Source organism: Nitrosomonas sp. Is37 (genome assembly GCF_033063275.1).
Taxonomy (GTDB): Bacteria; Pseudomonadota; Gammaproteobacteria; order Burkholderiales; family Nitrosomonadaceae; genus Nitrosomonas.
Map to the genome: position 1 here is coordinate 58,764 of NZ_JAWJYP010000018.1, position 14,400 is coordinate 73,163.

General features: G+C 45.0%; 13 protein-coding genes and 3 pseudogenes. 15 read left to right on the forward strand and 1 reads right to left on the reverse strand.

The window, feature by feature from the left end:
* Positions 1-3 precede the first annotated feature (3 nt).
* The 6 genes from R2Q26_RS09840 to R2Q26_RS09865 all read left to right on the forward strand — a co-directional run bounded on the left by R2Q26_RS09840 (position 4) and on the right by R2Q26_RS09865 (position 7,730).
* Complete coding sequence (locus R2Q26_RS09840; RefSeq protein ID WP_317536109.1) at positions 4-930, forward strand: glycosyltransferase; 927 nt, start codon at positions 4-6, stop codon at positions 928-930.
* Positions 931-1,189: 259 nt separating this feature from the next.
* Entirely contained in the window at positions 1,190-2,068 is an 879-nt protein-coding gene (locus tag R2Q26_RS09845; protein WP_317536110.1) for a glycosyltransferase family 2 protein, read from the forward strand.
* Positions 2,061-2,960 carry an NAD-dependent epimerase/dehydratase family protein gene (locus R2Q26_RS09850; protein ID WP_317536111.1) on the forward strand — a complete coding sequence of 300 codons (900 nt, stop codon included), beginning with the start codon at positions 2,061-2,063 and terminating at the stop codon, positions 2,958-2,960. Before R2Q26_RS09845 ends, R2Q26_RS09850 begins: the two co-directional genes overlap by 8 nt.
* 206 nt (positions 2,961-3,166) lie before the next feature.
* The gene (locus R2Q26_RS09855) at positions 3,167-4,903 is read left to right on the forward strand and encodes a type I secretion system permease/ATPase (protein ID WP_317536112.1); all 1,737 of its coding nucleotides are present in this window, start codon (positions 3,167-3,169) and stop codon (positions 4,901-4,903) included.
* Between the two features lie 131 nt (positions 4,904-5,034).
* A complete protein-coding gene (locus R2Q26_RS09860; RefSeq protein WP_317536113.1) occupies positions 5,035-6,387 on the forward strand; it encodes an HlyD family type I secretion periplasmic adaptor subunit in 1,353 nt (450 codons plus the stop codon).
* Positions 6,388-6,470: 83 nt separating this feature from the next.
* Complete coding sequence (locus tag R2Q26_RS09865) at positions 6,471-7,730, forward strand: TolC family outer membrane protein (protein WP_317536114.1); 1,260 nt, start codon at positions 6,471-6,473, stop codon at positions 7,728-7,730.
* A 46-nt stretch (positions 7,731-7,776) separates the two neighbouring features.
* Here the strand turns inward: R2Q26_RS09865 and R2Q26_RS09870 are convergent, their stop codons facing one another.
* Entirely contained in the window at positions 7,777-8,232 is a 456-nt protein-coding gene (locus R2Q26_RS09870) for a DUF5658 family protein (protein ID WP_317536115.1), read from the reverse strand.
* 284 nt (positions 8,233-8,516) lie between these two features.
* Here R2Q26_RS09870 and rpmH point away from each other — a divergent pair, with 284 nt between their 5' ends.
* The 9 genes and pseudogenes from rpmH to R2Q26_RS15540 all read left to right on the forward strand — a co-directional run bounded on the left by rpmH (position 8,517) and on the right by R2Q26_RS15540 (position 14,108).
* Positions 8,517-8,651, forward strand: coding sequence for a 50S ribosomal protein L34 (rpmH, locus tag R2Q26_RS09875; RefSeq protein WP_074667074.1), 135 nt, complete (start codon positions 8,517-8,519; stop codon positions 8,649-8,651).
* Positions 8,652-8,671: 20 nt separating this feature from the next.
* Entirely contained in the window at positions 8,672-9,031 is a 360-nt protein-coding gene (gene rnpA / locus R2Q26_RS09880; RefSeq protein ID WP_317536116.1) for a ribonuclease P protein component, read from the forward strand.
* Positions 9,019-9,228, forward strand: a complete 210-nt coding sequence (yidD, locus tag R2Q26_RS09885; RefSeq protein WP_090570134.1) for a membrane protein insertion efficiency factor YidD — start codon at positions 9,019-9,021, stop codon at positions 9,226-9,228. The genes rnpA and yidD overlap by 13 nt, the downstream gene beginning before the upstream one ends.
* Positions 9,229-9,273: 45 nt before the next feature.
* The gene (gene yidC, locus R2Q26_RS09890; protein ID WP_317536117.1) at positions 9,274-11,016 is read left to right on the forward strand and encodes a membrane protein insertase YidC; all 1,743 of its coding nucleotides are present in this window, start codon (positions 9,274-9,276) and stop codon (positions 11,014-11,016) included.
* Between the two features lie 146 nt (positions 11,017-11,162).
* A complete protein-coding gene (gene mnmE, locus R2Q26_RS09895) occupies positions 11,163-12,518 on the forward strand; it encodes a tRNA uridine-5-carboxymethylaminomethyl(34) synthesis GTPase MnmE (RefSeq protein ID WP_317536118.1) in 1,356 nt (451 codons plus the stop codon).
* 65 nt (positions 12,519-12,583) lie between these two features.
* Positions 12,584-12,745: pseudogene (locus R2Q26_RS09900) on the forward strand (heavy metal-binding domain-containing protein); the annotation flags it as partial.
* 64 nt (positions 12,746-12,809) lie between these two features.
* Positions 12,810-13,600 (forward strand): annotated as a pseudogene (locus R2Q26_RS09905) (IS5 family transposase).
* 11 nt (positions 13,601-13,611) lie between these two features.
* Positions 13,612-13,746: pseudogene (locus tag R2Q26_RS09910) on the forward strand (heavy metal-binding domain-containing protein); the annotation flags it as partial.
* Between the two features lie 161 nt (positions 13,747-13,907).
* Complete coding sequence (locus R2Q26_RS15540; protein WP_411182335.1) at positions 13,908-14,108, forward strand: hypothetical protein; 201 nt, start codon at positions 13,908-13,910, stop codon at positions 14,106-14,108.
* Positions 14,109-14,400: the final 292 nt, after the last annotated feature.

Here is a 14,400-nt window from a genome sequence, read left to right on the forward strand (position 1 = left end):
CGCATGGCACAATTGTTGATCCTGCTGGCGAGCTATCAGGGAACAGCGTTTCTTGATCAGCAGCTTCACAGTATTCGCTGCCAAACCTATCGCGACTGGCGGTTATTAGTGCATAACGACGGCCCCGACGCTACTGCTGCTGCCTTAGTCGCTCGGCATGCGATGCAAGATCCGCGGATTGAATGGCTGGCTCCCATGTCTAAGCAGCGCCTCGGCGTGTGTAATAATTTTGGATTCTTGTTGACTTACGCTCAGCAGCACGGCTGTCGCTATTTTGCGTTGGCAGATCAAGATGACGTGTGGTTTGAAGATAAATTAGAGTGCCAAATGATGCTGCTGCAACAAGCCGAGCAGCGCTTGGGATCATCTGTTCCCTTGTTGGTGCATAGTGACTTACGATTAGTAGATGCACAACTTCAACCGTTGGCTATATCATTTATGCAGCAACGTGGCTTAAACCCGCAGCCCAATTTAGCTACACTACTAGCACAAAATAGTGTCACGGGTTGCACCTGCATTGGCAATCAAGCCTTACTCCAGTTAGCTCTGCCGCTGCCAGAGTGTATTGCGATGCATGACTGGTGGTTGGCCTTGTGTGCCCAGGCAGGTGGCGAACTATTATATCTAGCTAAACCAACTGTTTATTATCGTCAACACCCAAAAAATGCAGTGGGGGCAGGATTAATACCAGCTCACTTTGGTAGTATTATTTACCGTACCCAGCAGGCATTTCGCGCTAGCTTTGCTCAAGCAGCGGCACTACAAGCACGGCTGACAGCAGATAAACCAGCGATGAGCATACTTCAGCAGTACGCAGCATTGCCGCAAAGCTCATACCTGCAACGAGGTAGTCAGTTTCGGCGTTTGGCAATAAAACGGGCAGGCCTAATGGCTGATTGGTTTTATCGTTTACAGCTACTATTGCTTTAGCTCGTGATTCGTTCCATAAAAATAATGATAAATCCCAGACTGGCCGAGTCGTGTATTAAATTCAATCTAGATAGAAAGTTGAAAGCAACATAAACTAACTGCAGACGTTTTTTAAGAATCTAGCAATAAGCAATTATCTACACAACACATCATAATATGAAAATGACTGGATCCATGAATATAATCACAGAGTCCTATGCTAAAACAGAAATTTAGCCGAAACCGATGGATAAATAATTTAAACCCATGCGTTTCTGTAGTGATTGTAAATTATAACGCCGGATTGTTGCTTACAGATTGTGTTGACGCAGCTTTAGAGCAGACCCAGCAGGTAATCGTTGTCGATAATGCTTCCTCTGATTCAAGTTTGTCTGAACTAACAAGAGAGTTTCCATCAGAGCATCGCTTGCAAATTATTCGTCTTGACAAGAACGTGGGGTTTGCTGCAGGCTGTAATATTGGTCTTAAAGCGGCCACAGCATCTTTTATTTTGTTTCTGAATCCAGATTGTATATTAGCGCCTGGTGCCGTTGACAGATTGTTGCAAGTAATAAAGCAAGATAACTATATAGGTATGGTCGGTGGTCGACTACTTAATTCAGATGGAAGTGAACAAGGCGGTAGTCGGCGCGCAATCCCGACTCCCTGGCGTTCACTGGTGCGGGCACTGGGGCTGTATCGCTTAGCTAAATATTGGCCGTGCCTTTTTTTTGATTTTCATTTACATCAGCAACCTTTACCAGAGAAACCGATTGAGATCGAAGCGATCTCCGGCGCGCTGATGCTGGTTCGTCGGCAAGCAATCGAAGAGGTTGGTACCTGGGATGAAGATTATTTTCTTCATTGTGAAGATCTGGACTGGTGCATGCGTTTTCGACAGAGAGGCTGGAAAATCATATTTGTTCCTGATGTACAAATATTGCACCACAAGGGAGCGTGTAGTCAGGCCCGCCCAATTTTTGTTGCGTGGCATAAACACCGAGGGATGATGCGTTTTTACCAGAAATTTTTTCATGATCAATATCCAGCTATTTTGATGTGGCTGGTTTTTATAGGTGTATGGATGCGTTTTGCAGCAGTCGTAACCTTTCACACAATCAGCTATCTTGGTAGTTTAGCGGGATTACGTCGTGGCTAATCAGTGCATGGGGGTATTGGGCGCGACCAGCTCTGTTGGGAAGTGTGTATTATCGTTGTTAGAGCAGCATGGCTGGCAGACAGTGGCATTTTCCCGTCAGCGGGTTAAAGCTGAAATTATGCAAAAGAACCCGACAGTGACTTGGTGCCAGTTAGAGCATGAGTCCATGATAAAAAATCAAGGAAAATTATGGTCAGGTGATAAAAAAATAACTTCGTGGATGTATTTGGCACCAATCTGGACTTTGCCCACTTATTTCGATTTTCTGACAATACAGGGAGCACAAAGAATCGTGGTATTGTCTTCAACAAGTATCTTTACCAAAGATGATTCTTCCGATAGTGAAGAAAAGAAAGTGGTGCAACGCCTCACCGAAGGAGAAGCGAATTTACGTGCGTGGGCTGAACAGTGCGGCATAACCTGGATTATTCTACGTCCGACACTCATTTATGGACAAGGTCGTGATAAAAATATTTCCGAAATAGCCCGATTTATTCGCCGCTTTAAATTTTTCCCGTTACTTGGACGTGCCAATGGTTTGCGCCAGCCGGTTCATGTAGAAGATGTCGCTGCTGCCTGCTTTGCTGCATTTTTAGCAAATAAAATAGTCAATCGGGCATATAATATCAGTGGTGGGGAGAAACTTACTTATCGTGATATGATCAAACGGGTCTTTAAAAGATTAGATCAATCTCCTTATTTGTTAACGATACCTTACTGGACATTTCGATTGGCAGTAAATACCTTGCGGCGATTACCGCGTTATCGTCATTGGACAGTGGCGATGGCTGAGCGAATGAATCGTGATTTAATCTTTGATTATTCAGAAGCAGCATGTGATTTTGGCTACGCACCCCGGCCGTTCCTATTGGCGAAAAAGGATTTACCTTGATGACTGATTCAGAAAAACATTCTTTTCCCGAGAGAAAAATATCATAAATAACCCAATAATTTTGCCGCTAAAAAGTAAAAGTAAACTTGCTTTTATAGTCAAGCTAAGTAATATTCACAATAAATAGTCTTTTTCCATAACAGAGCAGCGGATTTTTCTGGGATATTAGGTGTTCCAGAAATTTTGTTACTCATAGCATATTTTAGATGAAAGCAAAAAGTACGCCTTATAACGAACTTGTCGAAGTATTAATCAGTTTTAAGCGCACATTTCGTACTGTTGGTGTTTTCAGTGCAGTTATTAATTTGCTGATGCTGATGCCAGCCTTATATATGATGCAACTTTATGACAGCGTAGTTACTAGCCGCAACGAAATGACATTGTTGATGTTAACGTTGATCGCACTGGGCGCTTATATATTCATGGGCGCACTGGAGTATATACGCAGCTTAGTTTTGATACGAGTAGGTGCGCAGTTTGATCTGAAAATGAATAAGCGCATTTATACCGCAGCTTTCGAACAAAGCTTGCGGCAAGGAAACAGTAATGCGGGTCAGGCTTTACAAGATTTGACCAATATACGTCAATTTTTGACTGGTCATGCCTTATTTGCTTTTTTTGATGCACCGTGGTTCCCGGTTTTTCTTATAGTCATTTTTCTATTTAATGTTTGGCTGGGTGTGCTTGCTTTGCTTGGCACAACAGTTATAGTGTCGCTTGCCTACATCAACGAAAAAGTATCACACAAACCGCTAGCTGAGGCCAATGCCATGGCAGCAGCATCGAATACATTGGCAACCAATAATTTGCGGAATGCTGAAGTGATTGAAGCAATGGGCATGCTGCCCAATTTACAGGCACGCTGGTTTAAGCTACATAGTAAGTTTTTGAATTTGCAGGCAGAGGCAAGTGAAAAATCAGGTATAGTAAGCGCCTGCAGCAAAGCTACTTCAGTTACATTACAGTCCCTGATGCTGGGATTGGGTGCGCTGCTGGTACTAGAAGACAGCATTTCTCCCGGCATGATGATTGCTGGTTCAATTTTAATGGGCAGGGCAGTTGCCCCGGTCCAGGCGCTGATCGGTGTCTGGCGGCAAATTGGCAATACTCGCAGTGCCTATGAACGGCTGACAAAGTTACTCGAAGAGAATCCAGATCGTCAGTCGGGTATGGCATTACCTAAGCCGAATGGCGTAGTCTCGGTTGAAAATATTATGGCGGTACCACCAGGATCAAAAGTGCCCGTTATTAAAGGGTTAGCATTTGCTATTGCGGCTGGGGAGGTATTGGGTGTTATTGGGCCAAGCGGGTCAGGTAAATCTACTTTAGCGCGATTGCTGGTGGGTGTATGGCCTGCTAATGCAGGTAAGGTGCGACTCGATGGCGCGGATGTGTACCAGTGGAATAAGGATGAACTGGGGCCTCATATAGGCTACTTACCGCAGGATATAGAATTGTTTGCTGGTACTATTAGTGAAAATATTGCACGTTTTGGAGAGATCGACTCTGAAAAGGTGATTCTGGCAGCTAAGCGAGCAGGGGTTCATGAAATGATTCTGAGCATGCCTAAAGGCTATGATACATTGCTGGGAGATGGCGGTGGTGGCCTTTCCGGTGGACAGAAGCAGCGCATTGGTCTGGCGCGGGCCATGTATGGTGATCCCTCACTGATTGTGCTGGATGAACCTAATTCCAATCTGGATGATGTCGGTGAGCAGGCATTATTGGCAGCAATTATTGATTTGCGCAAACGTGGTAAAACAATCGTACTGATCACTCATCGTAAAAGTATTATTACTGCCAGTACCAAACTACTGTTATTGCGCGAGGGCACGCGTCAGATGTTTGGTCCAACTGACCAGGTCTTGGCTGAAATGAGCAAACAACAGCAAGCGCAACAAACGCTGTTAGCTCAACGACAAGTTAAGGGACAGACTGCTTAATTGAAAGCAAACCCATTCGCAACGAGACTCGTTTGACTTAATTAAAATGACTAGCAAACGGAGAGATGTATAAAACCCACGAAAGTTTAATAACTTTCTCAAGTTGGGTAACTGTGCAGGAATAGAGAGATATGAAGCTCATTAGTCAAAAAGATACAACAGTGACTGAGGCTGCGGTAGTAGATGTTGCAACTCCAGTCAAGACGGATGAAACAAGCCACGCTCGCCTCGGCTGGTGGATAGTACTGGTTGGTGTGGGTGGCTTTTTGCTGTGGGCAACATTTGCACCGTTAGATAAAGGAGTACCACTTTCCGGGTCGGTGATGGTGGCGACGAATCGTAAAGCAGTTCAACATCAGACTGGCGGCATCGTGGATGATATTCTGGTAAAGGAAGGGGATGTGGTCAAGGCTGGCCAGGTGATCGTGAAGATGAATGATGTTCAGGTTAAAGCGCAGGCAGAAGTAACACGTGCTCAGCTCATCACCACCAGAGCAGTCGAAGCGCGGCTGATTGCCGAGCGGGATAATAAAGCCGAGATCGATTTTCCACCCTTTCTGCTTTCTGCAGCAGATGATCCTCGTGTAATCAGTAGTATCGCATTGCAGAAACAGTTGTTTATTTCACGGCAATCTGCACTAAAGCATGAATTAGCGGCGCTGGATGAAAATATCGCGGGCTTGAGTGTCCAATTGCGGAACTTGGAGTCTTCGCGCGCGAGTAAGAAACAGCAACTACAATTTCTGAAAGAGCAACTCGAGAATATGCGGGAATTAGCGCAAGATGGTTATGTTCCACGCAATCGTGTGCTTGAGCTAGAGGGTACACACGCGCAACTAACTGGGGATATTTTTGCCGATACCGGTAATATCGGTCGTACTCAGAGCCAAATTTCAGAACTCAAGCTCCGTCGAATCCAGCGTCTGGAGGAGCATCAGAAAGAAGTTCGGCAACAATTGACGGATATTCAACGAGAGGCCGAATCGCTTGATAGTCAGCTCTTGGCACATGATTTTCAATTGGCCAACGTGTTAGTGAAAGCACCGGTGGATGGTGTTGTGGTGGGAATAAATATATTCACGCGCGGTGGAGTTATCGGAGCAGGATTTAATATGATGGATATTGTTCCGACAGAAGATTTGCTGGTCATTGAAGGGCAAGTACCCGTTCATCTTATTGACAAAGTGCATGCTGGTCTCGACGTGGATTTCATATTTACAGCCTTCAATCAAAATAAAATTCCGCGCATACCTGGTTTTGTGACAAATGTATCGGCCGATCGCTTGACCGAGGAAAAAACAGGCACACCTTATTATCAATTGAAAGCCAAGGTTACACCAGAAGGTATGCAATTGCTCACTGATTTTCAAATACGTGCGGGGATGCCTGTAGAAATTTTTGTAAAAACGGGTGAACGTTCGATGATGAACTATTTGTTAAAACCCATTCTTAACCGACTTCATAGAACGCTTGTGGAAGAATAGCCGTGCTGCTGCGCTTATTTAAGCCATCCCTATTATCTATATTTGCGCTCACCTTATCGTGGCAGGTGGGGAGCGTTAAGGCAATGGGTTTAGTAGAAGCTTATGAAGCAGCATTAATGAATGATCCGACATTTCGCTCAGCAATTCATGAAAATGAAGCGGGTCAGCAATCAATCGCGCTTGGACGGGCTGGGCTGTTGCCGACTTTATCTATTACTCATTTGCAGTCATGGAGTCGGGGATCGCAAGCCACGGGTAATGCTCCTACATCCTCTCTGAGTTTTAATAGTGAGGTGACTACGCTAACGTTGCGGCAACCACTTTTTAATATGGAAGCAGTCGCCGGGTACGATCAAGGTTATGCGCGTGCAAATTCAAGTGAAGCTAAATTAATTAGTCAGAGTCATCAACTTATCGTACGATTGGTGGAAGCCTATGCCAATACGCTCCTTGCTCAAGATCGCCTGAATCTAGCTAAAGCAGAGCATAATGCGCTAGAAGAGTTAAAACATGTCAATGAAAATATGTTGAAGCGAGGCGAAGGTACTCAGACAGATTTGATTGAGACGGAATCCAGACACGCTTTGTCGCAAGCCAAAGTGATTGAAGCACAAGATGAACTGGAAGTTGCACGACTTGCTTTGGAAGCAATCGTAGGCAAAGAAGCAACGCTGCTTGATTCATTAACAGGCGCTTTTGAAGTACAACCGATTTATCCAGCTGATTTTGAGAGTTGGCGTGTGATTGCTCTGGAACGCAATGCTGAGCTAGTTAGTCAGCGGCATCTCGTGACATCCAGTCAACTTGAAGTAAAAAAAAGCCGCGCTGGTCATGCACCTCGTGTTGACTTGGTAGCAAGCCTGAACAGACAGAATTCTGCATCGTTTCTTTTCCCTGGTCGCAATGCAGAATTTGGAAGTGTAGGTGTGGAGGTCAATTTACCGTTGTATGCAGGGGGGCGAGTAGTTGCAACCACCAATCAGGCACAAGCAAATAAAGCGCGTGCAGAGTCTGAGCTGGATGCATTGAGTGACAGAGTTCTTATAGAATTACGAAAACAATATCAATTGCTGCAAAGTAGTATTAGGCGAATAGAGTCATTGGATTTAGCAGTTGATTCAGCGCTTTTGCTGGTACAAGCCACCGAGAAAAGTATCAAGGGAGGGGTACGCATCAATCTTGATTTGTTAAATGCGCAAAGTCAGCTTTTTTCTGCCCAAGTTAATCTGGCAGAAGCCCGATATAATTATCTGGTTGCCTATCTAAGATTACGGCTAGCGGCAGGCACGCTGGTTCTTGATGATCTAGAAAAGGTTGCTACCTATTTTGTTGCAAGAAATTGATCATCATAATTTTTGCTTACCTTGATAATTTAGGATAAGCTGTTTATCAGGTGCTGCTAATTGTCAGCAGCGTCACTTCGTAGCCGATCAGCATGATGTAGCCAAACAATATCAAATAGAGCAAATGCATGACTTGCAATCTCGTAGTCAGTTGGACGTTATGGTGAATAACAAGAAGAATCAGCGCCAGCGAAGTAAGTGCGAGCTTGAAATGAACAAACTTTTCTGTGCTGTCTTCAATCAATATTGCCATGAAGCTATTAAGCTCTATCCCTCCCCTGGCTAGAATATTAAGCGTCAATAAAGCATCCATCGCACTGAGCAAAATAATTGCAATTGTGCATAGCATGAGATGGGGTGCATATGAATCAACATAAGCGGTCCCTGCACTTGAGCGTCGTTTGTTAATACGTCTTCCTTTTTTGATTCCCAAATGATAAAGGCTGAAAAAGGGTACGTTAGCTCGACGATCCCGAGATCGCTGATCAATTATTATCTTCATACTAATCAGATGATATGTATATTTTTAACAGTGAGCTCAAAGCTCTGCTCATTGCCACCAATGGTTAAAATTGTAGCAAAATTATCATGAATAGAGATTATTTGTGTAACGTTTAGCTAGTTCAAGTGTACTGATATCCAGGTATTGCAATAAGTTGGCACTATCAGCCAAGTTTATATAGCTTCTGCCATGAAAATAAAGTTGACATTAATGCCCATAACAGGTTTTAATATGCGGTTCTATTGAGTAAGTATTATCCAATTAATAAATAATCTAAAATTAAAATGAAACGTACATACCAACCATCTGTTATTCGCAGGAAACGTACACACGGTTTCCTTGTACGCATGAGAACCCGCGGTGGCGCAGCAGTTATTCGGGCACGCAGAGCTAAAGGCCGCGCTCGTTTGAGTGTCTAGCGCCATTATTGAATGGTTAGGTGAGGAATTATTCATTCTCTAAGAAACGCCGGTTGCATAAAGCGACGGAGTTTCAGGCTGTTATTCGTTTTAGATGCACAGTTAGTGGTGAATTTCTCCAGTTCTGTGTAAAACCGAGTAATTTGGATCATCCACGACTAGGATTGATCATTGCAAAAAAGATGGAGCGACATGCAATAAGGCGAAATCGTTTAAAACGATTCTTGCGAGAAGTATTTCGCAAACACCAGCAAGAACTGGACAAAATGGACTGTGTTTTTCGGCTACAGCGCTCGTTAACTCAGATTGATTCTGTTCGCATCAGGCAGGAAGCCGAAATGCTAATACATAAACTTAGGATGAAACAATGTTGCGATTGATGATAGGTCTTATCAAACTATATCAATACTGCATTAGTCCTTTTTTTCCACCTTCCTGTCGTTTTAGCCCAACTTGTTCAAATTATGCAAGCGAGGCACTGACAAAATATGGGCTTATCAAAGGAATGATATTGAGCATAGGCCGTATTTTACGTTGTCATCCATGGAATCGGGGCGGATATGATCCTGTTCCCTAAAAAACTTTAAAAAGATTATCGCTATAACTCGTTTGGCCAGACAAGATGGAAACTAAAAAAATTGTATTGATCATCATTTTTAGCACATCGTTGCTATTTCTTTGGGATGCGTGGATAAAGGAGCGGGAGAGACTAGATAAATTGGCAGCTGGCCCAGCGGTCAGTACTGAGAATATACAGTCTAAGCAGAGCCATGATGCACTCCCTGTTCCGGGCGATACGCTAACTTCTTCCCAGCCAGATACTGCTAAGGTGCCAGGGACTGAAGGGACGCCATCAGAGGTGACACCGCGTTTGCTGGCAACAGGCGAGCAAGTTAAAGTCGTTACTGATATGGTGGTAGCAGAGATTGATACCGTCGGAGGAGATCTTCGCCGCCTGGAATTACTCAAGCACCCATCCCGTGAAAATAAAGAAATCCCTTATGCATTGCTGCAAAGCCAGGGCTCCCGCATTAGCGTGGCGCAATCAGGGCTGATTGGAGATGGGCTACCCAATCATAAGGCGGAATACAAGCTAGATTCCAATACGCATAATTACAGCTTGGCGGCTGATCAAGACAAGGTTGTCGTTCGTCTTATCGCTCCAGAAGCAAACGGCGTACAAGTTGCTAAAATCTATACTTTCCATCGTGGCAGCTATGTCATCGATGTTCAATTTGAAGTGAAAAATCTGGGAGAAGCAACAATCCGACCATTTGCTTATTTCCAGATATTACGGGATAACGTTCCAACCGCAGGCGGGACAATGATGGTTCCTACTTATCTGGGTGCTGCTATTTATACCGAGGATGGGAAGTTTCAGAAAATTCAGTTTTCTGATCTAGATAAAAATAAAGCAGATTACCCACAAAATGCAGATAATGGCTGGATTGCCATGCTGGAGCATTATTTCGTTTCCGCCTGGCTGCCAGAGCAAAAAACACCTCGAGAGTATTTTTCAAAACGGATAAGTGATAATTTATACACGGCTGGTGTGATCACACCGGTTGGTGCAATTGCGCCTGGTCAAACAGCGAGCGTAACGATGCCGCTCTATGAGGGGCCGCAGGAGCAGGATAAACTGGCAGAATTGGCACCTGGTCTGGAGCTGACAGTCGATTATGGTTGGCTTACGGTGATTGCTGTACCATTATTCTGGCTACTTTCGTTTTATCATGAGTGGGTGGGTAACTGGGGTATCGCCATCATCCTTCTGACAATGACAGTCAAGATTTTATTTTTCCCATTGTCGGCAGCGGGTTATCGATCGATGGCAAGACTGCGTTTAGTGACACCGAAGCTGCAGCGTATCCAGGAACAATACAAAAGCGATCGCCAACAAATGCACCAGGCAATGATGCAGCTGTACAAAGAAGAAAAAATTAATCCGATGGGCGGGTGTCTTCCTATCATGGTACAAATCCCGGTGTTTATTGCCCTGTTCTGGACGTTGCTTGCTGCTGTTGAGCTACGCTATGCGCCGTTCGCATTGTGGATTACGGATTTGTCTTCACCTGATCCTCTCTACGTGTTGCCGGCTCTGATGGGGATTTCGATGTTCGTTCAATCTAAATTGAATCCCAAGCCGACTGATCCAATACAGGCCAAAGTCATGCAGATCATGCCGGTCATGTTCAGTGTATTCTTCTTCTTTTTCCCGGCTGGTCTCGTATTGTATTCATTAGTGAACAATGTGCTATCGATTGCGCAGCAGTGGCAGATAACACGATTGTATGGACAACCTGCTGCAGAAACAGCAGACAAAAAGAAAATAAATGAGAAAGTAAAAGAAAAAAGAAGATCTTAAAATGTTGTTTTATAGAAGTGAGCGTATTGTGAATTCATAAGCGCTCACTCATTTCTAAGAGAAGCTTCGTTATTACAAACATTAAGTATCAAGTTACATCTATTTCTTTAAACAGTATGGTTTAAAACCTTACGTGCAAGAATCATATGCATAGCAATGACATCATTGCTGCCATCGCTACCCCCCCTGGAAGAGGGGGCATTGGTGTTATACGTGTTTCCGGGAAAAATTTGCACTCTATTGCTAAAGCCATTCTTGGTTTAATTCCTCATCCCCGTCATGCACATTTGAGTCATTTTCTTGATGAAAATGGCCATTCGATCGATCAAGGTATCGCCATTTATTATCCATCTCCGCATTCTTACACTGGCGAAGATGTATTTGAATTGCAAGGTCATGGCGGCCCGGCTGTTATCAATTTACTTTTGTCGCGTTGCCTTCAATTGGGCGCCAGATTGGCTGAGCCAGGCGAATTTACTCTGCGCGCTTTTCTTAACAATAAGCTTGATCTCGTCCAAGCAGAAAGCGTGGCGGATCTAATCGACGCGAGTACGGCAGGTGCCGCACGCTGCGCCATGCGCTCCTTGCAGGGGGAGTTTTCTGCAACTATTCAGGCATTGGTGCAAGCATTGATCGATTTGCGCATGCTGGTCGAAGCTACTCTCGATTTTCCAGAAGAAGAAATCGATTTCCTGGAATCGGCGCATGCGGCAACACAACTGCATACTATCCGTGAAAAACTGGAGTGTGTTTTACTTTCATCCCGCCAAGGCAGTCTGTTACAAGAGGGAGTAAAAGTCGTGCTGGTGGGACAGCCTAATGTCGGTAAATCTAGCCTGATGAATCGATTGTCCGGGGATGAAGTGGCAATTGTGACGGAAATACCCGGCACAACACGCGACACCATCCAGCAATTGATTCAGATCGAAGGTATACCGGTACACATTATCGATACCGCTGGATTGAGAGAAACCACGGATATCGTTGAAAAAAGTGGTATCGCTCGCACTCACGCTGTGATCAAGAAAGCAGACCTAGCGTTGTTGTTGATTGATAGCCGCTATGGCCTGACTGACGCAGATCAGAAGATATTGCGAAGCTTGCCTGCTGACCTGCCGCTACTCACGGTCTTTAACAAAATCGATTTATTGAGTGAAAGTGCTCGCATCGAGGAGAAATCAGGTAGGCCTATTATCTATCTTTCTGCTAAAACGGGCATTGGCCTGGAATTATTACGCATGAAAATGCTCGAGATGATCGGTTGGCAATCCAATATCGCAGGTGAAGGCATGTTCATGGCGCGACAACGACATCTGCAAGCGCTGAGCAAGGCCAGAACACATCTTAATAATGCAACTCCATGGGTGGAAAGCGGAAGACAGTTAGAGTTATTGGCGGAAGAATTGCGGCTGGCACAACTCGCGTTGTCATCGATTACGGGAGAATTCACCGCAGACGATTTATTAGGTGAGATTTTTTCCCGGTTTTGCATTGGAAAGTAACTACATTTTAATCGTGAATCAGCAGGAAGAAATATTCATAAACTAAAACTCATTGGAGATGAATCATGTTACTCACAAGTACTCCCAATATCGATGGTAAGCGTATTACGAAATACTGCGGTATCGTTGCTGGTGAAGCGGTGTTGGGCGCCAATGTTTTGAAGGATCTTTTTGCGGGCGCCCGGGATTTTATCGGCGGGCGCTCTGGAATCTACGAGAAAGAGCTTTAGTGTGCTCGCGATATTGCCTTAGAACCTGTTCACGATCATGTGAATGTCGTAGACTCTGGGGATGAGGAAGAGATACCCAAGCGACATTAGCCGAGAGGCATTTGAAGATATCCGGCCTCTGTTGGAGAGTGTGCGCAAGCAGACGAAGCCAAGGACGGTTGATTTATATGAAGTATTTTGCGGCGTACTGTATTTGCTGAAAAGCGGGTGCCAGTGGCGGATGCTGCCGAGTGAATTTCCCAAGTGGCGAACGGTCCATGCGTACTTTTCCAAGTGGAGTGAGCTTGGTCCAGATGGCGAAAGTGCTCTGGAACGGGCTTTTAAAAAATGTAGTTGGCGTGGTCCGTACAAAAAAGGGGCGCAAATCCTCGACGAGCTTTTTGATCGTCGACGCACAAAGTGTAAAGAACACGGATAGCGCTAATGCCAAGGGCTACGATGCAGGAAAGAAAGTGTCGGGGGATCAAGCGCCACATCGCAGTCAATACACAAGGACTTCCCCATGCGATTGCCGTCACAACCGCTGATGTAACGGATCGCAAGGGTGCTCTCCTTGCGCTCGGACGTTGTGCAGCAGAATTGCGGCAAGTGCAACGCATTCTGGCCGATGGCGGATACCAAGGCCAATCTTTCGCCACGGCGGTAGAGCAGCTACTCGGAGCCAAGGTGCAGATTGCCAAACGGAGCAAACTTCACACCTTCGCCGTCATGCCGCAACGCTGGGTTGTCGAACGCTCTTTTGCTTGGCTGGAAAAATGCCGGCGACTATGGAAAAACTGCGAGCGAAAACTCAACACCAGTTTGCAGTTTATACATCTGGTCTTCTTGGCTCTCCTGCTTAAAAGATCGTGAACAGGCTCTTAGAAGAACTGCAGGAACGTGCCCAAGAGCTCGGTGCTAACGCCGTGATTGGAATCGACATCGATTACGAAGTACTCGGTAAGGAAAATGGAATGCTGATGGTTTCTGCTAGTGGGACCGCGGTTTTCATTGAGTAAAAATGATCAGGCAATTGAGTTGCTATTTCCTGCTTTGTCTGTTGCTCCCGGCGTGTACCAATCCGCCATAAGATATTGATCCTGTAGATAATTTTCAGCCAGGCCGTTACCTGGGCAAATGGTACGAAATTGCTCGGTTTGATCATTCCTTCGAGCGTGGTTTGAGCGATGTGTCTGCTCATTACCGGCTGCTGCCAGATGACAATGTGAGGGTATCAGCCGGAGATATGATGTCCAGTAAAGGCACGTGGCGTGAGGCAGTCGGTCTGGCAAAATTCAAAGGGGAGCCGGACCGTGGGTTCCCTCAAGGTATCGTTCTTTGGTCCCTTTTACGAAGACTATCACATCGTTGTACTCGATAGGTAGGATTACTGTTGGGCGCTGATTGTCGGTTCAAGTCGCGACTATTTTTAAATTATGACACGTGAACGCGCCCTGCTTAAATAGGGCTTTGATTCCAATCAGCTTATATGGGTTGCTCAGCAACGGCCGGATGCCTGAGTATGCATGTTTATTACTCAATGATTGAGCGTACCCTTAATCAGATTGCTTTGCCTGCATAAGCAGTATAGGATTAACTAGAGCATTCTGCACTTAAATAGAGTCGATAAGGGATTCTCAAAGGATGAGATATAGTTGATGATCTTGCTATAA

What these genes read in the sequence shown, in the direction of transcription:
- yidD (WP_090570134.1), top strand. Translation starts at nt 9,019, where the DNA reads ATGTTGCGATTGATGATAGGTCTTATCAAACTATATCAATACTGCATT.
- yidC (WP_317536117.1), top strand. Translation starts at nt 9,274, where the DNA reads ATGGAAACTAAAAAAATTGTATTGATCATCATTTTTAGCACATCGTTG.
- R2Q26_RS09870 (WP_317536115.1), bottom strand. Translation starts at nt 8,232, where the DNA reads ATGAAGATAATAATTGATCAGCGATCTCGGGATCGTCGAGCTAACGTA.
- mnmE (WP_317536118.1), top strand. Translation starts at nt 11,163, where the DNA reads ATGCATAGCAATGACATCATTGCTGCCATCGCTACCCCCCCTGGAAGA.
- R2Q26_RS09855 (WP_317536112.1), top strand. Translation starts at nt 3,167, where the DNA reads ATGAAAGCAAAAAGTACGCCTTATAACGAACTTGTCGAAGTATTAATC.
- R2Q26_RS09865 (WP_317536114.1), top strand. Translation starts at nt 6,471, where the DNA reads ATGGGTTTAGTAGAAGCTTATGAAGCAGCATTAATGAATGATCCGACA.
- rpmH (WP_074667074.1), top strand. Translation starts at nt 8,517, where the DNA reads ATGAAACGTACATACCAACCATCTGTTATTCGCAGGAAACGTACACAC.
- R2Q26_RS09860 (WP_317536113.1), top strand. Translation starts at nt 5,035, where the DNA reads ATGAAGCTCATTAGTCAAAAAGATACAACAGTGACTGAGGCTGCGGTA.
- R2Q26_RS09840 (WP_317536109.1), top strand. Translation starts at nt 4, where the DNA reads ATGGCACAATTGTTGATCCTGCTGGCGAGCTATCAGGGAACAGCGTTT.